The sequence below is a fragment of the Achromobacter sp. 10T422 genome (assembly GCF_056394065.1).
The window spans coordinates 285,863-303,113 of record NZ_JBFTHD010000002.1; the positions used below are offsets into that span (position 1 = coordinate 285,863).

At 64.2% G+C, this 17,251-nt stretch carries 16 protein-coding genes; 12 read left to right on the forward strand and 4 right to left on the reverse strand.

Annotated features, from left to right (window positions below; translation table 11 throughout):
* Positions 1 to 2 precede the first annotated feature (2 nt).
* From AC1DB0_RS05460 to AC1DB0_RS05470, 3 genes are all read right to left on the reverse strand, one after another.
* The gene (locus tag AC1DB0_RS05460) at positions 3 to 347 is read right to left on the reverse strand and encodes an antibiotic biosynthesis monooxygenase family protein (RefSeq protein ID WP_054423959.1); all 345 of its coding nucleotides are present in this window, start codon (positions 345 to 347) and stop codon (positions 3 to 5) included.
* Positions 348 to 434: 87 nt separating this feature from the next.
* On the reverse strand, positions 435 to 1,271 hold the full coding sequence (locus AC1DB0_RS05465; protein WP_476757686.1) for an NAD-dependent epimerase/dehydratase family protein: 837 nt from the start codon (positions 1,269 to 1,271) through the stop codon (positions 435 to 437).
* A 112-nt stretch (positions 1,272 to 1,383) separates the two neighbouring features.
* Positions 1,384 to 3,030 carry an electron transfer flavoprotein-ubiquinone oxidoreductase gene (locus AC1DB0_RS05470; RefSeq protein WP_054423955.1) on the reverse strand — a complete coding sequence of 549 codons (1,647 nt, stop codon included), beginning with the start codon at positions 3,028 to 3,030 and terminating at the stop codon, positions 1,384 to 1,386.
* Between the two features lie 113 nt (positions 3,031 to 3,143).
* On the opposite strand from AC1DB0_RS05470, the gene AC1DB0_RS05475 reads away from it, so the two are divergent.
* The 3 genes from AC1DB0_RS05475 to AC1DB0_RS05485 all read left to right on the forward strand — a co-directional run bounded on the left by AC1DB0_RS05475 (position 3,144) and on the right by AC1DB0_RS05485 (position 5,249).
* On the forward strand, positions 3,144 to 3,593 hold the full coding sequence (locus AC1DB0_RS05475; protein ID WP_054423953.1) for an acyl-CoA thioesterase: 450 nt from the start codon (positions 3,144 to 3,146) through the stop codon (positions 3,591 to 3,593).
* A gap of 291 nt (positions 3,594 to 3,884) precedes the next feature.
* A complete protein-coding gene (locus AC1DB0_RS05480; RefSeq protein WP_054423951.1) occupies positions 3,885 to 4,583 on the forward strand; it encodes a CoA transferase subunit A in 699 nt (232 codons plus the stop codon).
* A gap of 12 nt (positions 4,584 to 4,595) precedes the next feature.
* Positions 4,596 to 5,249 (forward strand): CoA transferase subunit B, encoded by a 654-nt coding sequence (locus tag AC1DB0_RS05485; RefSeq protein WP_054423948.1) that lies wholly within the window; start codon positions 4,596 to 4,598, stop codon positions 5,247 to 5,249.
* A 95-nt stretch (positions 5,250 to 5,344) separates the two neighbouring features.
* On the opposite strand, the gene AC1DB0_RS05490 is transcribed toward AC1DB0_RS05485, so the two are convergent.
* The gene (locus AC1DB0_RS05490) at positions 5,345 to 5,803 is read right to left on the reverse strand and encodes a GNAT family N-acetyltransferase (RefSeq protein WP_054423946.1); all 459 of its coding nucleotides are present in this window, start codon (positions 5,801 to 5,803) and stop codon (positions 5,345 to 5,347) included.
* A 193-nt stretch (positions 5,804 to 5,996) separates the two neighbouring features.
* Here AC1DB0_RS05490 and AC1DB0_RS05495 point away from each other — a divergent pair, with 193 nt between their 5' ends.
* The 9 genes from AC1DB0_RS05495 to AC1DB0_RS05535 all read left to right on the forward strand — a co-directional run bounded on the left by AC1DB0_RS05495 (position 5,997) and on the right by AC1DB0_RS05535 (position 17,192).
* Positions 5,997 to 6,872 carry a MurR/RpiR family transcriptional regulator gene (locus AC1DB0_RS05495; protein WP_054423944.1) on the forward strand — a complete coding sequence of 292 codons (876 nt, stop codon included), beginning with the start codon at positions 5,997 to 5,999 and terminating at the stop codon, positions 6,870 to 6,872.
* Positions 6,869 to 7,849: an isoaspartyl peptidase/L-asparaginase family protein gene (locus AC1DB0_RS05500; RefSeq protein ID WP_054423942.1), complete on the forward strand. Its 981-nt coding sequence runs from the start codon at positions 6,869 to 6,871 to the stop codon at positions 7,847 to 7,849. The genes AC1DB0_RS05495 and AC1DB0_RS05500 overlap by 4 nt, the downstream gene beginning before the upstream one ends.
* A 44-nt stretch (positions 7,850 to 7,893) precedes the next feature.
* Positions 7,894 to 9,780 carry a dipeptide ABC transporter ATP-binding protein gene (locus tag AC1DB0_RS05505; RefSeq protein WP_476758618.1) on the forward strand — a complete coding sequence of 629 codons (1,887 nt, stop codon included), beginning with the start codon at positions 7,894 to 7,896 and terminating at the stop codon, positions 9,778 to 9,780.
* A 66-nt stretch (positions 9,781 to 9,846) separates the two neighbouring features.
* Positions 9,847 to 11,400: a glutathione ABC transporter substrate-binding protein GsiB gene (gene gsiB / locus AC1DB0_RS05510; protein ID WP_054423938.1), complete on the forward strand. Its 1,554-nt coding sequence runs from the start codon at positions 9,847 to 9,849 to the stop codon at positions 11,398 to 11,400.
* An 89-nt stretch (positions 11,401 to 11,489) separates the two neighbouring features.
* On the forward strand, positions 11,490 to 12,410 hold the full coding sequence (gene gsiC, locus AC1DB0_RS05515) for a glutathione ABC transporter permease GsiC (protein ID WP_054423936.1): 921 nt from the start codon (positions 11,490 to 11,492) through the stop codon (positions 12,408 to 12,410).
* 7 nt (positions 12,411 to 12,417) lie between these two features.
* A complete protein-coding gene (gene gsiD / locus AC1DB0_RS05520; RefSeq protein WP_054423934.1) occupies positions 12,418 to 13,317 on the forward strand; it encodes a glutathione ABC transporter permease GsiD in 900 nt (299 codons plus the stop codon).
* 109 nt (positions 13,318 to 13,426) lie between these two features.
* Positions 13,427 to 14,521: a DmpA family aminopeptidase gene (locus AC1DB0_RS05525; protein WP_476757684.1), complete on the forward strand. Its 1,095-nt coding sequence runs from the start codon at positions 13,427 to 13,429 to the stop codon at positions 14,519 to 14,521.
* A gap of 20 nt (positions 14,522 to 14,541) precedes the next feature.
* The gene (locus tag AC1DB0_RS05530) at positions 14,542 to 15,387 is read left to right on the forward strand and encodes a M55 family metallopeptidase (protein WP_175169624.1); all 846 of its coding nucleotides are present in this window, start codon (positions 14,542 to 14,544) and stop codon (positions 15,385 to 15,387) included.
* A gap of 14 nt (positions 15,388 to 15,401) precedes the next feature.
* A complete protein-coding gene (locus tag AC1DB0_RS05535; RefSeq protein ID WP_476757683.1) occupies positions 15,402 to 17,192 on the forward strand; it encodes an aminopeptidase P family protein in 1,791 nt (596 codons plus the stop codon).
* Positions 17,193 to 17,251: the final 59 nt, after the last annotated feature.

Consider the following 17,251-nt stretch of genomic DNA (forward strand, 5'->3'; position numbering starts at 1 on the left):
CATCAACCGTGCCGGCTGCGGCTGTCGGCGGGCGCTTCGTCGCGGGCGTTCATGCCGTAGTCGCGCAGCACCTGCGCCACGCGCAGCCGATAGTTCTGGAACACGCCGCCGCGTCCCGCTTCCTGGGCGCGGCGGTGCGACTCCAGCGAGCGCCAGCGCTTGACGGCGTCTTCATCGCGCCAGAACGACAGCGACAACAGCTTGCCCGGCGTGCTCAGGCTTTGAAAACGTTCCACCGAGATGAAGCCGTCGATGGTCTTGAGCTCGTCGATCAAACTGGCGGCAATGTGCAGATAGGGATCGGGGTTGCCGTTGGCGGGTTCAACTTCGAATATCACGGCGATCATAGGGTGGGTTCCTTGAGCAAATCAGATCGGGACAGTATTCGCCACCTTTGCCATCAACGATTCGATGCACGCCGAACTGTGCCGGTGTCAGCCCGTGTCCGCCAGCAGCGCCGCGTACCCCTGGCGGGAATCTGGCCATTGCAGCGTGAAGCCGCTGGTGCGCAGCCGTGCGTTGCTGAGCTTCTTGCTGCCCACATTGGCAGGGGCCGGGGCGATACGCGGCGCGGGTGCGCCGATCATGGCTGCAAGCTCGGCGTAGAGCGTGTGCAGCGGCAGCGGCGTGTCGTCGCAGCCGATGTAAACCGGATCAACCTTGGGCAACAGCGCCAGATGCACCACGGCGGCGGCCGCGTCGTCGATGTGGATGCGGTTGGCCCAATGTTCAGGCTGTGTCGGCGCGCCTGCCGCGCCGCTGCGCAGCCGCTCGATCAATTGCAGCCGGCCTGGTCCGTACAGCCCCGCCAGCCGCAGCGCGGTGGACGACAGGCCGCGCGCGGCCAGCGCGGCTTCCGCTTCAAGCAGCACCTTGCCGTTGAAGCCTTGCGGCGCGGGCGGCGTGTCTTCGGTGACCCAGTCGCCTTGGTGTTCGCCGTACACCGCGCTGGATGACACGAACACCACGCGTTTGAGTTCGGACGTATTCAATGCGTTCAGCACGTTCTGCACGCCGTCGATGAAAACGCCGCGATACAAGGCCTCGTCGCGCCCGCCGGGGGCGGGCAGGTGGATCAGCCGCGTCACGCCTTGCGGCAACGTGGGCAGGGTGTCGGCGCGCGTGATGTCGCCTTGCAGCCATTGGATGCCGCTGTCGTCGGCGGGCGGGTGGCGGCGCAGCGCGTGCACGTGGTCGCCGCGCGCCAGGAAACGCCGGGCCACGCGCTGGCCAAGATCGCCGCAGCCAATGAGCAATATGCGTTCAGTCATGATGTGCCGCCTGAAAAAAAAGGCACCCCAAGAGGTGCCTTGTGGCAGGGGATGCGCCCCTGGCCGGGCGCCCCTAGCCGGGGGCGCCTAGCCGGGGGCGCCCTAGCCCTGATTACATGCCGCTGTACACCGGCCCTTCGCCGCCTTGCGGCGCCACCCAGACGATGTTCTGAGTGGGGTCCTTGATGTCGCAGGTCTTGCAGTGCACGCAGTTCTGCGCGTTGATCTGCAAGCGGTCGGCGCCGTGGTCGTCCTTGATGAACTCGTACACGCCAGCGGGGCAGTAACGCGCTTCCGGGCCGCCGTACTTGGCCAGGTTGACCTGCACCGGTACAGATGGGTCTTTCAAGGTCAGGTGGATAGGCTCGTTTTCTTCGTGGTTGGTGTTCGAGATGAACACCGAGCTGAGCTTGTCGAAGGTGAGCTTGCCGTCTGGCTTCGGGTAGTCAATGCGGGCGCATTGCGATGCCGGTTGCAGACAGGCGTGGTCTGGCTTGCTGTGGCGCAGGGTCCAGGGCATCTTGCCCTTGAGCAGCAGTTGCTCAACGCCAGTCATTACCGTGGCGATGGTGCGGCCCTTCTTGAACCACTGCTTGAAATTGCGCGCCTTGTTCAATTCGGCGTGCAGCCACGAGGCTTCGAAGGCCTTCGGGTAGGCGGTGAGCTCATCCTGGCGGCGGTCGGCGACGAGCGCGTCGAACGCGGCTTCGGCGGCCAGCTTGCCGGACTTGATGGCGGCGTGGCTGCCCTTGATGCGGGACGCGTTCAGGAAGCCGGCTTCGCAGCCAACCAGCGCGCCGCCCGGGAACGTCAGCTTGGGCAAGGACAGCAGGCCGCCTGCCGTGATGGCGCGCGCGCCGTAGGCAATGCGCTTGCCGCCTTCGAACGTGCCGCGGATGGCGGGGTGCGTCTTGTAGCGTTGGAATTCGTCGAACGGCGACAGCCAGGGGTTGGCGTAGTCCAGGCCGACGATCATGCCGACGGCCACGATGTTGTTGTCCAGGTGGTACAGGAACGAACCGCCGTAGGTGTCGGAATCCAGCGGCCAGCCAGCCGTGTGGATGACGAGGCCCGGCTTGGATTGCGCCGGGTCGACTTCCCACATTTCCTTGATGCCGATGCCGTAGGCTTGCGGGTCGCGGCCGTCGTCGAGCTTGAAGCGTTCGATCAGCTGGCGGCCCAACTGGCCGCGCGCGCCTTCGCCGAAGACGGTGTAGCGCGCATGCAGTTCCATGCCAGGCTGGTAGTGGTCGGTGTGCGAGCCGTCGCGGGCGACACCCATGTCGCCGGTGGCCACGCCGCGGACAGCGCCGTTTTCGTCGTACAGCACCTCAACCGCGGCAAAGCCCGGGAAGATGTCCACGCCCAGCGCTTCGGCCTGCTCGCCCATCCACTTGACGACGTCGCCCAGGCGGACGATGTAGTTGCCTTCGTTGTGGAAACAGGGGGGCAGCAGCCAGTTCGGCGTGGCGCGTGCGCCGTTCTGGGACAGGAACAGGAACTTGTCCTGCGTGACGGGCACGTTCAACGGCGCGCCTTTTTCCTTCCAGTCGGGGATAAGCTCGGTCAGGGCCAGCGGGTCCATCACGGCGCCAGACAGGATGTGCGCACCCAGCTCCGCACCCTTCTCAAGGACGCAGACACCGATTTCCTGATTCTTTTCAGCGGCCAGCTGCTTTAGACGGATTGCGGTGGCCAGGCCGGCGGGTCCACCGCCAACCACGACCACGTCATATTCCATCGACTCGCGTTCAGACATTTGCAAAGCTCCCCGTATGTATTCCATATTTGGCTGGAAGTATTATCGGCGATTGTATTGCAGGCGGAGGCCGTGCACGCCTTCGTATTTCTTTTAGCCTTCAGGAGTAATTGGTGAACCCGGACAATCTGTCTGCGCGGATTCTGGCGGTGGGCGATACCCATCAAGTGGAATTGCCTTTGCGTTGGGGCGACTCTGACGCCTTGAATCATCTGAACAACACGCTGTATTTCCGCCTCATGGAAGAGGCTCGCATGCAGATTCTGTACGACGCGGGCTTTGAGTTGCCCGCCGATAACGGCGCCATCCTGGCCCATGCCTCGTGCGATTTCCTGCGTCCGCTGACCTATCCCGCCACCGTCCGCGTGACGCACAAGGTGACGCGTATCGGCCGTTCCAGCGCGGAATTCGAGCTGCTGCTGGAAAAGGTGGGCGACGACGCCGGCCCCTATGCGCGCGGCCGCAATGTGCTGGTCTGGATGGACTACGTGGCCAATACGTCCGCCCCGTGGCCGCCCGAGGTGCTGGCGCAGATGGCCACGCAGTTCCAGGCAGCCGCTTGATGACGGTGCGTGCGGGCGGGGCGGGCTCCTCCATAAAAGCCCACGACGCATTGCCCGTCATGCCGTTAAAATCAAGCGCAAAATCACAAAAGAAATAAAGGGGCGCGCCACCCTCGGCGCCGTCACCCAGAGACATCGGGCCGTTTTTCGATGCCATCCGGGGCCGACGCCGGCAGCCGCGCTCCAAGGAAAAACAGGGCTCTCCCCGAATTTCTTGATCCCCAGGCGGGAACACCGTGCAAGCGGCGGGGCGGGCTCTCTTCGGTTAGACCTTAACTAGGAGTTGGAGCGATGGACAAGGTTTTTGCAAGCGCCCAGGAGGCGCTGGCAGGCATCGTCAAGGACGGTCAGATGATCGCCGTGGGCGGTTTCGGCCTTTGCGGTATTCCCGAAGCCCTGATCGCCGCGCTGCGCGATTCAGGCGTGAAGGACCTGACTTGCATCAGCAATAACGCAGGTGTTGACGGTTTTGGCCTGGGCCAGCTGCTCAACACGCGCCAGGTCCGCAAGATGATCGCGTCCTACGTGGGCGAGAACAAGGAATTCGAACGCCAGTTCCTGTCGGGCGAGCTCGAGCTTGAGTTCACCCCGCAAGGCACGCTGGCCGAGAAGCTGCGCGCCGGCGGCGCGGGCATTCCCGCGTTCTTCACGCGTACCGGTGTGGGCACCATCGTGGCCGACGGCAAGGAAATCCGCGAGTTCGACGGCCAGCAATACGTGATGGAGCGTTCGCTGGTGCCGGACGTGTCGCTCGTCAAGGCGCACATCGCCGACCGCAGCGGCAACCTGGTGTTCCGCAAGACGGCTCGCAACTTCAACCCGAACGTGGCCATGGCCGGCAAGTTCACGGTGGTMGAAGTCGAAGAGATCGTTGACACCGGCAGCCTGGACCCCGACCAGATTCATCTGCCCGGCATCTATGTGCAACGGATCGTGCTGAACACGACGCCGGAAAAGCGCATCGAACAACGCACCACTCGCCCGGCCTAAGGAGAAAACGACATGGCATGGTCCCGCGATGAAATGGCGGCGCGCGCCGCGCGCGAGCTGCAAGACGGTTTTTATGTGAACCTGGGTATCGGCCTGCCGACCCTGGTGGCCAACCACGTGCCCAAGGGCGTTGAGGTGTGGCTGCAATCTGAAAACGGCCTGCTGGGCATTGGCCCGTTCCCCACCGATGATGAAGTCGATGCTGACCTGATCAACGCCGGCAAGCAAACGGTGACGACGCTGCCGGGCTCGTCGATCTTCTCGTCCGCCGACTCGTTCGCGATGATCCGCGGCGGCAAGATCAACCTGGCCATCCTGGGCGCGATGCAGGTGTCCGAAAAGGGCGATCTGGCCAACTGGATGATCCCGGGCAAGATGGTCAAGGGCATGGGCGGCGCAATGGACTTGGTGGCCGGCGTAGGCCGTGTCGTGGTCCTGATGGAGCACGTGGCCAAGAAGAAGGACGGCACGGAAGACATCAAGCTGCTGCCCGAATGCAATCTGCCGCTGACCGGCGTGGGCGTGGTCGACCTGATCATCACCGACCTGGGCGTGATGGAAGTCACCGAAAACGGCCTGAAGCTGCTGGAAACGGCGCCGGGCGTGACGGTGGATGAAATCCAGTCCAAGACGGCTGCGAAGCTGGACGTGTCGGCGGTTAAGTGACCGGTAAACCCGTAACTCGGTAAACCCGTAAACCCGTAAACCCGCTGCCGAAGTTCCAATGAAAACGCCCCGCACGGGGCGTTTTCTTTTGGGCGCTAGGCCGTCTCGTTCAGCCGCATCCCCACATGCGGGATGCCATCTTCGATGTATTCCTCGGTGACCTGCACAAAGCCATGGCCGCCGTAGTAATTGCGCAAGCGGGCTTGCGCGCCCAGGTACATGGCGCGACCGGGCCAGCGCTGGCGGACTTCCGCCATGGCGTGGCGGATCAGCTCGTGGCCCAGGCCCTGGCCGCGCGTCCACGGCGCGGTGATCACGCGGCCGATTTCAATCTGCCCGTCTTTCAGCGACGGGTCCAGCATGCGGCAGTAAGCCGCCAACTGGCCGTCTTGCCACGCCATCAGGTGCGACGTCTGGCCCAGCAGATCCTTGCCATCCATGTCCTGGAAGATGCAGTTCTGCTCGATGACAAACACTTCCGAGCGCAGCCGAAGGATCGCGTAGATCTCGGGCACGGTGAGTTCCTGGTGGGGCTTACAGATCCAATCGGGCATTGCGTCAATCCAAGTCGACAAGGGGGTGAAAGTGGAGCGCGGATAGCGTACCTCAAACCGGCCCCGTTTCTTTTGATGCACTGTTACATATATTCACGGGTATACCCTTAGTATGAAAAGGAATTTTCTTATTTAAAATTTGTGTGTAAACAGATTTACACAAACATCCGCTACGACTCACCCCCCGGAATCGATGAACAAGGCCGCACTTACGATCGCTGATCGGATCGCCCGGGCTCAGCCCGCGCTGAGCCGGACGCAGCACAAGATGGCCGAGTACGTGCTGGCGCATCAGTTCCGCGCCGCCACGATGACCATCGACGAATTCGCGGCGGCGGTGGGCGTATCGGTGGCCACGGCGAACCGCTTTGCGCGCGCCCTGGACTTGCCCGGCTACCCGCAATTCCGCGCCGAACTGGCGCGCGGATTCGAAGCCGCGCTGGAACCCGTTGAAAAGCTGCGCACGGAACTGGCGCATTCCGCCAGCGCTGTGCAGATCTTCGCCGCCACGCTGGAAGAAGACATCCGCAACGCGCAGCGCAACCTGCAATCGCTGGATTCCGCGGCCTGTGAGCAGGCGGTGGACGCCATTCTGGCCGCCGACCGCGTGTTCATCATCGGCTTTGGCGCCAGCGGTTTCCTGGCTGGCCTGCTGCAACGCGGCCTGTGCATGCACCTGCATTCGGTTGAATCGCTGGCCGGTCCCGGCGGCGTGTCGCATGCGGCACGCCAGATGTCGCGCATGACCGCTAAAGATCTGGTGATTGCGATAGGCTTTCCGCGTTACCTGGCCGACACCGTCACGCTGGCCGCGGCCGCCAAGCAGGCCGGCGTGCCGGTGCTGGTGCTGACCGACAAACCCACGTCTCCGCTGGCGCCCACGGCATCCGTCGTGTTGTACGCGTTTTCCGCGCGCCAGCTGATCCCCAATTCCGAAACCGCCGCGCTGGGCTTGATCGAAGCCCTGTCCGCCGCGGTGGCTTATCGAGCCAAGAATTCCGTCGCGGCCGCCGCTGGGGTGACCCAGTCCGTGATGCCGTGGCTCATCCATGGAGTAGGTAAACGATGATTCAACCCGTGATTGCCATTCACGGTGGCGCCGGCGCGATGTCCCGCGCGGCCATGTCGCCCGAGAAAGAACAGGAATATCTGGCCGCCCTGGAGTCCATCCTGACCGCCGGCCAAGCCGTGCTGGCCAATGGCGGCAGCGCGCTGGACGCCGTCACTGAAGCCGTCCGCCTGCTGGAAGACTGCCCGTTGTTCAACGCTGGCCACGGCGCAGTGTTCACCAGCGCCGGCACCCACGAGCTGGACGCCTCCATCATGGACGGCGCGACGCTGCGTTCGGGCGCGATTGCCAACGTGAACTGCGTGCGCAACCCGATTTTCGCCGCGCGCCGTGTCATGGAAAACAGCAAGCATGTGTTCTTCGTGGGCGAGGGCGCTGAAGCCTTCGCCAAGGAAGAGGGCCTGGACATCGTTGACCCGTCGTATTTCTCGACCGAAGCCCGCCGCGAACAATTGCTGCGCGTGCAGCGCGAGACGCCGGATGCCGCTGTGCTGGACCACGACGGTCAAGCCATGGTCGCCCGCGGCCAACCCGCGCCGGCCGACCCGCTGGACGCCGACAAGAAGTTCGGCACGGTGGGCGCGGTAGCCGTGGACGCCCAGGGCAACGTGGCCGCCGCGACCTCGACCGGCGGCATCACCAACAAGCAGGTTGGCCGCGTCGGCGACGCGCCGATGATCGGCGCCGGCACCTATGCCAGCAACAAGACCTGCGCCGTGTCCACGACGGGCACGGGCGAAATGTTCATCCGCATGGTCGCGGCTTATGACGTCGCGGCGCAGATGGAATATTGCGGCGCGTCGCTGGAAGCGGCGGCCAATCGCGTCGTGATGGAAAAGCTGCCCACCATCGGCGGCAAGGGCGGTCTCATCGCCGTCGACGCCCAGGGCAATGTGGCTTTGCCGTTCAACACGGAAGGCATGTATCGGGGTTACGCCCGCGTAGGCGAGAAGCCCGTCACCGCGATTTATCGTTAAGCGGCGGCAGGTTCGTTTTTTCAGTATTTGGGGAATGAAAAGAGATGGTTGATCGCGCAAACAGCCTGGCGCTGCCGGAAAACCGCGTGGTCCAGGTCGACGACCTGACGGTGCGCTTCGTAGGGTCGGAGCGTACGGTCGAAGCCGTGCGCAACMTGTCGTTCCATGTGGACCGGGGTGAAACCCTGGCCATCGTGGGCGAATCGGGTTCGGGCAAGTCGGTGACGTCCCTGGCTCTCATGCGTCTGGTGGAACATGGCGGCGGCCGCATCGCCCAGGGCCGCATGGCTCTGCGCCGGCGCAACGGCTCCGTGATCGACCTGGTCGGTTCCAGCCAACGCGTCATGCGCAATGTGCGCGGCGCCGACATGGCCATGATTTTCCAGGAGCCGATGACCTCCTTGAACCCGGTGTTCACGGCCGGCGACCAGATCGCCGAATCGATCCGTCAGCACCAGGGCAAGGATGCCGCCGCCGCGCGCGCCGAAGCGCTGCGCATGCTGGAACAAGTGCGCATCCCGGAAGCCAAGTCGGTGCTGGACCGCTACCCGCATCAACTGTCGGGCGGCATGCGCCAGCGCGTGATGATCGCGATGGCGCTGGCCTGCAAGCCGGCGTTGCTGATCGCTGACGAACCCACCACCGCGCTCGACGTCACCATCCAGGCGCAGATTCTGCAACTGATCCGTCAGCTGCAAGAAGAAATGCACATGGGCGTGGTGTTCATCACCCACGACATGGGCGTGGTGGCTGAAGTGGCCGACCGCGTGCTGGTCATGTACCGCGGCGACAAGGTTGAAGAAGGCCCGTCTGAACAAGTGTTCTCGGCGCCGCAGCACACCTACACCAAGGCGCTGCTGTCGGCCGTACCGAAGCTGGGCGCCATGGAAGGCACCGATCTGCCCGCGCGCTTCCCGCTGCTGCAAGTGGAAGGCCAGGTTCAGCCCGTGGCGGAACCCGGCATCACCAGCACGCAGGAAGTGCCGGCCGCCAAGCGCGAACCGATCCTGAGCGTGCGTAATCTGGTGACCCGTTTTGATCTGCGCGGCGGCATTCTGAGCCGCGTGCAGCGCCGCGTGCACGCCGTGGAGCAGGTCAGCTTTGATCTGTACCCGGGCGAAACGCTGTCGCTGGTGGGCGAATCGGGTTGCGGCAAGTCCACGACCGGCCGTTCGCTGCTGCGTCTGGTGAACAGCCAGGGCGGCGAGATCAAGTTCGGCGGCCGTGACATCGTGCGCCTGAAGAACAACGAACTGCAATCCCTGCGCCGCGATATTCAATTCGTGTTCCAGGACCCGTTCGCATCGCTGGACCCGCGCGTCACCGTTGGCTTCTCCATCATGGAGCCGCTGCTGGTGCACGGCGTGGCCAAGGGCCGCGATGCCGAACGCCGCGTGGCTGAATTGCTGGAGCGCGTGGGCCTGCCGCCGGAAATGGCGCAGCGCTATCCGCATGAATTCTCGGGTGGCCAGCGCCAGCGCATCTGCATCGCGCGCGCGCTTGCCCTGAACCCGAAGGTGGTGATCGCGGACGAATCCGTGTCGGCGCTGGACGTGTCGATTCAGGCGCAGATCGTGAACCTGCTGATCGACCTGCAACGCGACATGGGCATTTCGTTCCTGTTCATCTCGCACGATATGGCCGTGGTTGAACGCGTCAGCCATCGCGTGGCCGTGATGTACCTGGGCCAGATCGTTGAGATCGGCCCGCGCCGCGCCATCTTTGAGAACCCGCAGCACCCGTACACCAAGAAGCTGATGTCGGCCGTGCCGATCGCCGATCCGGCACGCCGCCATCTGAAGCGCACCTTGTTGTCCGATGAAATCCCCAGCCCGATCCGCAAGCTCGGCGACGAGCCGGTGGTGCAGCCGCTGGTGCAGGTTGGAACCGATCACTTCGTCGCCCGTCATCCGGTCGGCGGCGCGTATTGAGTCCGTTGTCGTACTTGTTTTTCTTCCACCAAACCCCCTAATTCCATTCTGGAACCAGGAGTTGCAATGATGAAAGTTCTGCGCCCCACCAAGCTGATGGCCGCCGCTGCGGTGGCCTTCGGCGTGCTCACTTCGCCGCTGGCGCATGCTGCCAAGGACGTGACGTTTGCCGTCTCCATCGCACTGGAAACGCTCGATCCGTACAACACCAACAGCACGCTGAACCAAGCCGCGGGCAAGGCCTACTACGAAGGCCTGTTCGAATTCGACAAGGACCTGAAGGTTCAGAAGGTGCTGGCCACCGACTACACCGTCAGCGAAGACGGCTTGGTCTACACGTTCAAGCTGCGTCCCGGCGTGAAGTTCCACGACGGCACCGACTTCAACGCTGAAGCGGTCAAGATCAACTTCGATCGTCCGGCCAACCCGGAAAACCGCCTGTCGCGCTACATCCAGTTCAGCGTCATCGACAAGACCGAAGTGGTCGACCCGATGACCATCAAGATCACGCTGAAGAAGCCGTTCTCGGCCTTCATCAACGCGCTGGCCCACCCGGCCGCCATGATGATCTCGCCGGCAGCCCTGGCCAAGTACGGCAAGGAAATCGGTTTCCACCCGGTGGGTACGGGCCCGTTCGAATTCGTCGAATGGAAGCCGGCTGAATACCTGAAGGTCAAGAAGTTCGACGGCTACTGGAAGAAGGGCTACCCGAAGGTCGACACGCTGACCTTCCGTACCGTGACCGACAACAACACGCGCGCCGCCGTGGTGCAAACGGGCGAAGCGCAGTTTGCTTTCCCGGTGCCGTTCGAACAAGCCGCCGTGCTGTCCAAGAACGACAAGCTGGACGTGGTCGATCACAAGAACTCGATCATGGCCCGCTACCTGTCGATGAACACGCAGCAAAAGCCGTTCGACAACCCGAAGGTGCGTGAAGCCATCAACTACGCCATCAACAAGGAAGCCCTGGCCAAGGTCGCTTTCTCGGGCTACGCCACCGTCGTTGACGGCGTCGTGCCGACCGGCGTGGACTTCGCACACAAGACCGGCCCGTGGCCGTACGACATCAAGAAGGCCAAGGCCCTGCTGGCTGAAGCCGGCTACCCGAACGGCTTCGAAAGCCAACTGTGGTCCGCCTATAACGACGGCACCTCGGTGAAGGTGGTTCAGTTCCTGCAACAGCAGCTGTCGCAAGTCGGCATCAAGGTCCAAGTGGAAGTGCTGGAATCGGGCCAACGCGTGCAGCGCGTTCAACAGGTGCAAAAGCCTGAAGACGCCAAGGTCCGCATGTACTACGCCGGCTGGTCGTCCTCGACCGGTGAAGCCGACTGGGGCCTGCGTCCGTTGCTGACCACCGCCGCTTTCCCGCCGGTGCTGAACAACGTGTCGTACTACTCGAACAAGTCGGTGGACGACGGCATCCAGGAAGCCCTGGCCACGACCGATCGCGCCAAGAAGACTGAAATCTACAAGACCGTTCAGGAAACCATCTGGAAGGACGCCCCGTGGGCCTTCCTGGTGACCCAGAACAACCTGTACGTGAAGTCGAAGAACCTGTCGGGCGTGTATGTGGAACCGGACACCTCGTTCTGGTTCGGCGACATCGACCTGAAGCAGTAAACCTAGCAGTCACTCTCAGGGCCTTCGGGCCCTTGTAAGGCCACATACGGCGGGGGCGCGGTGTCCCCGCCGATGTTGCAGGAATTTCAATGCTGACCTACATCGTCAAACGTCTTCTGGGCATGATCCCCACGCTGCTGCTGGTAGCCGTGGTCGTGTTCCTGTTTGTGCACATGCTTCCGGGCGACCCGGCGCGACTGGCCGCGGGCCAGGAAGCCGACCAGCAAACCGTTGAGCTCGTGCGCAAGGAACTTGGGCTGGATCTGCCCCTGCCGCAGCAGTTCGTGCGCTACTTCAGCCACATGCTGCAAGGCGACCTGGGTACGTCCTTGCGTACCAAGCGCCCCGTCTCGACCGAGATTTCCGACCGCTTCATGCCCACCTTGTGGCTGACGCTCGCCAGTATGGTGTGGTCCGTGTCGTTCGGCATGATCATCGGGATCGTGTCGGCGGTCTGGCGCAATCGCTGGCCCGACCGGCTTGGCATGACCCTGGCGGTGTCAGGTATTTCTTTCCCCGCATTCGCGCTGGGCATGATGCTGATGCAGGTGTTCTCCGTGAACCTGGGCTGGTTGCCCACGGTGGGCGCCTCGACCTGGCAACACTACATACTGCCGTCCATCACCCTGGGCGCCGCGGTGGCCGCCGTGATGGCGCGATTCACGCGGGCATCGTTTGTGGAAGTCATTCAGGAAGACTTCGTGCGCACAGCGCGCGCCAAGGGCCTGACTGAGCGCCGCGTCATCATCAAGCACGCGTTGCGCAACGCGCTGATTCCCGTCGTGACCATGATGGGCTTGCAGTTCGGCTTCCTGCTGGGCGGCTCGATCGTGGTCGAGACCGTGTTCAACTGGCCCGGCCTTGGCCGCCTGCTGGTGGACGCCGTGACCCAGCGCGACTATCCGGTGATTCAGGGCCTGGTGCTGCTGTTCTCGCTGGAATTCATCCTGATCAACCTGATTGTCGACGTGCTCTATGGCGTCATCAATCCCAGCATCCGTTATAAGTGAGGCGGCCATGAGCAATACGACACCCGCCACGACCATCGCCGCCGTTCCGAAGAACGATGTGCGCACGCCCGCCACCGAGTTCTGGCGCAAATTCAAGAAGCAGAAGCTGGCCGTGGGCGCAGGGCTCTTCGTCCTGCTGCTGGTCGTGGTCGCGGTCTTCGCGCCCTGGATCGTGCCGTTCGACGCCGAGAACTTCTTCGACTATGACGCGCTGAACGCCGGGCCGTCACTGACGCACTGGCTGGGCGTGGACTCGCTGGGCCGCGACATCTTCAGCCGCATCGTGATGGGCGCGCGGATCTCGCTGGCTGCGGGCTTCCTGTCGGTGGCCATGGGCGCCATCGTCGGCACCTTCATGGGCTTGATGGCCGGTTACTACGAAGGCTGGTGGGAACGCATCACGATGCGCGTCTCTGATGTGCTGCTGGCCTTCCCAGGCATGCTGCTGGCCATTGGCGTCGTCGCCATCCTGGGCTCCAGCATGATCAACGTGATCGTGGCCGTGGCCGTTTTCAGCGTGCCGGCGTTCGCCCGCCTGGTTCGCGGCAACACGCTGTCGATCAAGCAGATGACGTATGTCGAAGCGGTCAAGAGCGTGGGCGCGTCCGACTGGACCATCATCATGCGCCACATCCTGCCCGGCACGATCTCGCCGATCGTGGTGTACGGCACGATGCGTATCGGCACGTCGATCATCACCGCCGCCAGCCTGTCGTTCCTGGGCATGGGCGCATCGCCTCCCACGCCGGAGTGGGGCGCGATGCTGAACGAAGCGCGCGCCGACATGGTCATCGCCCCGCACGTGGCGATCTTCCCGGCGCTGGCGATCTTCCTGACGGTGTTGGCATTCAACCTGTTGGGCGACGGCTTGCGCGACGCGCTCGATCCCAAGATCGATCGCAAGTAATAGGCGCCCCCGGCCCGCCCGACAGGCGCGGCGCAGGGGCAGCACCTTCCAGCCGCCGCTCCCGGACTCGGGGCGGCGGCGTTTTGCATTAAGGACCTTGGCGAAAACCATGGACACACAAGCGCTGGACCTTCCCCGCATCGGCGTGCTGCCGTCGGGTCCGCTGGATTCGATTTGCGACGTGGGCGATGTCACTGTCGGGCACAGCACGCTGGCCGACGGCGCGCAGCAGACGGGCGTCACCGTCGTGCGCCCGCACGCCGGCGACCCGTATCTGGACAAGGTGCCCGCCGCCGCAACCGTGTTGAACGGTTTCGGCAAAAGCACCGGCCTGATTCAGGTACAGGAATTGGGCGTGCTGGAAACGCCCATCGCACTGACCAACACGTTTGGCGTGGGGACCGTGGCCAACGCGCAAATCCGCCAGGCGCTTGCGGCCAACCCCGGCATCGGCCGCGGCATGGCGACGGTGAACCCGCTGGTCTTTGAATGCAATGACGGCTATCTGAATGACATCCAGGCGCTGGCGGTGCAGGAATCGCACTACGCCGACGCTTATGCCGATGCGGCCAAACCCTTCGCGCAGGGCGCGGTGGGGGCGGGGCGCGGCATGTCGTGCTTTTCATTCAAGGGCGGTATCGGTTCGGCGTCTCGCGTGGCGTCGATCCAGCCCGGTTTGGAATACACCGTCGGCGCGCTGGTGCTGGCCAACTTCGGCCGCTTGCCCAACCTGACCGTGGCGGGCCGCCCGTTCGGACGCCGGCTGGCCAGCAAGCTGGACCAAAGCCTGGCGCAGCAAGGCGAGAACGCGGTGATCGTGCCGGAGAAGGGCTCCATCATCTTGCTGCTGGCTACCGACGCGCCGCTGGATGCGCGCCAACTGCGCCGGCTGTCGCTGCGCGCCGGGGCAGGGCTGGCGCGCACCGGTTCCGTGTTCGGCCACGGCAGCGGCGACATCGCCCTGGCGTTTTCCACGGCCTACACCGTCCCACAATTGGCCGAGCAACCCATGCCGGCACTGGCGATGCTGCACGAAACCCGTATCGACCCCCTGTTCGAAGCGGCCGCCGAGGCCTGCGAGCAGGCCATCATTTCCGCGCTCTGGCATGCCGATGGCGTGACGGGGCGAGACGGCCATCACCGCGCCGCCATTCGCGACGCCGCGCCGCAATGGCGTCAGTGGCTGTCTGACACTGCATTCTGAATCTCTCGAAGGCTGATCCCATGAAGATCCTGATTTCCACCGATATCGAAGGCGTCGCCGGCGTCTTCCACCCCGAACAAGTCCGCGCCGGCAACGGCGAATACGAGCGCGCCCGCGCCTGGATGACCGCCGAGGCCAACGCGGCCGTGCAAGGCGCCATTGCCGGCGGCGCCGAAGACATCCTGGTCAACGACTCGCACGGAGGCTTTCGCAACCTGCTGCCCGACGGCCTGGACGAACGCGCACGCCTGGTGCTGGGCAAGCCGCGCTACCTGGGCATGATGGGCGGCCTGGAAGAGGGCTGCGACGCCGTCTTCATGATCGGCTACCACTCGCGCTCGCAAGGCCGCGGCATTCTGGCGCACACGATCAACAGCTTCGCGTTCGCGCGCGTGTTCATCAACGGCATGGAACTGGGCGAAGCGGGCCTGTACGGCGCGCTGGCGGGTGAAATGGGCGTGCCGGTGATCTTGGCGACGGGTGACGACGTATTCATCTCGGAAACCCGCGACACGTTCCCGGGCGCCGAATGGGTGCAGACCAAAGTGGCCCATGGCCAAGGCAGCGGCGTGACCTTGTCGCCCGCCGCGTCTCGCCGCGCCATTGCCGCTGCCGCCGAAACGGCCGTCCGCAACCTGAAAGCGGCCTCGGGCAAGTCCAGTGGCGGAAAAGCCATTCCTTTCCGCATTCCCGCCCCTATAGAATGCCGGTTGCAGACGCAGAGTGCGGCGCTCGCCGACCTGTTCTGCATGTGGCCCACGCTGGAACGCGTGGACGGCGTCACCTTGCGATTCACCGTGGATAGCATGCAGTCGGCCGTCCGCACGCTGAACAGCCTGGCCGCCATGTCTTTCATGTTGCGCTAAGGATTCCATCCCCCATGTCTAGCACCGACGCCCGTATTGCCCAATTGCGGCAGGCCATGAGCCGCCGCGGCCTGTCCGCCTATATCGTTCCGTCTTCGGACCCCCATCTGTCCGAGTATCTGCCGGCGCGCTGGCAAGGGCGGCGCTGGCTGTCGGGCTTCACGGGGTCCGTGGGCACGCTGGTCGTCACCGCTGATTTCGCCGGCTTGTGGGTGGATAGCCGCTACTGGGTGCAGGCCGAGGCGCAACTGGCCGGCACCGGCGTGCAGCTGATGAAGATTGCGCTGGCCTCCACCCCCGGCCATGTCGACTGGCTGGCTGCCAACACCCGCGCGGGCGACGTCATCGGCGTCGACGGCCAGGTATTGGGCCTGGGCGCGTTCCGCGCCTTGTCGGCGGCGGCGGCCAAGTCGGGCGCCACGCTGGAAATCCGCGAAGACTTGCTGGATGAAGTCTGGGCCGACCGCGCCGGCTTGCCTGACGCGAAGATCTACGAACACGTTGCGCCCGAAGCCTGCGTCACGCGTGCCGACAAGCTGGCGCAAGTGCGCGACGCGATGCGCGCCCAGGGCGCCGACGTGCATTTCATCTGCACGGTGGACGACATCGCCTGGCTGCTGAACCTGCGCGGCGCGGATGTGGACTACAACCCGGTGTTCGTCGGCCATGCGCTGATCGGCCTGGACCACGCCACGCTGTTCGTCGCCGACGGCAAGATTGATGACGCCTTGCGCGCCACGCTGGCCGCCGATGGCGTTGAAGTGGCTGCCTATGCACAGGCCGCCGATGCCCTGGCTTCGCTGGAGCTGGATCAGAAGCTGCTGATTGATCCGGCGCGTGTGACCTGCGGCGTGTTCCATGCCATGGACCCGGCGGTGCCGCGCATTGAAGCCATCAACCCGTCTACCTTGTTCAAGTCGCGCAAGACCGACGCGGAACTGGCCCACGTGCGCCAGGCCATGGCGCAAGACGGCGCGGCCCTCTGTGAATTCTTTTCGTGGTTCGAAGGCGCGCTGGGCAACGAGACCATTACCGAACTGACGATCGACGAGCAGATCACCGCCGCCCGCGCCCGCCGTCCGGCCTATGTCTGCCCCAGCTTTGCCACCATCGCCGGTTTCAACGCCAACGGCGCCATGCCGCATTACCGCGCCACGCCGGAATCCCATTCGACGATTGAAGGCGATGGCCTGCTGCTGATCGATTCGGGCGGCCAGTACCAGGGCGGCACCACCGACATCACCCGCGTCGTCGCCGTGGGCACGCCCAGCGCCGACCAGAAGGTGGACTTCACGCTGGTGCTCAAGGGCATGATCGCGCTGTCGCGCGCGTCGTTCCCGCGCGGCACCCCGTCGCCGATGCTGGACGCCATTGCGCGTGCGCCCATCTGGGAAGGCGGTGCGGAATATGGCCACGGCACGGGCCATGGCGTGGGCTACTTCCTGAACGTGCACGAAGGCCCGCAAGTCATTTCGTATCGCGCGATGCCTGGCCCGCACACGGCGATGGAGCCGGGCATGATCACGTCGAACGAACCGGGCATCTATCGTCCGGGCCGTTGGGGCGTGCGTATCGAAAACCTGGTGGCCAACCGCAGCTGGCTGACGTCCGAACTGGGCGAATTCCTGTGCTTCGAAACGCTGACGCTGTGCCCGATCGACACGCGCTGCATTGAACCGTCGCTGATGCGCGCCGATGAAATCGCGTGGCTGAACGACTATCACAAGACGGTGTTCGAACGCCTGTCGCCGTTGGTTGAAGGCGAGGCCCTGGCCTGGCTTGCGCGCCGCACGGCAGCGATCTGATCACGCGCGTGAATGCATGAAAAAAGGCCGCGGGCAATTTTGCCCGCGGCCTTTGTGCT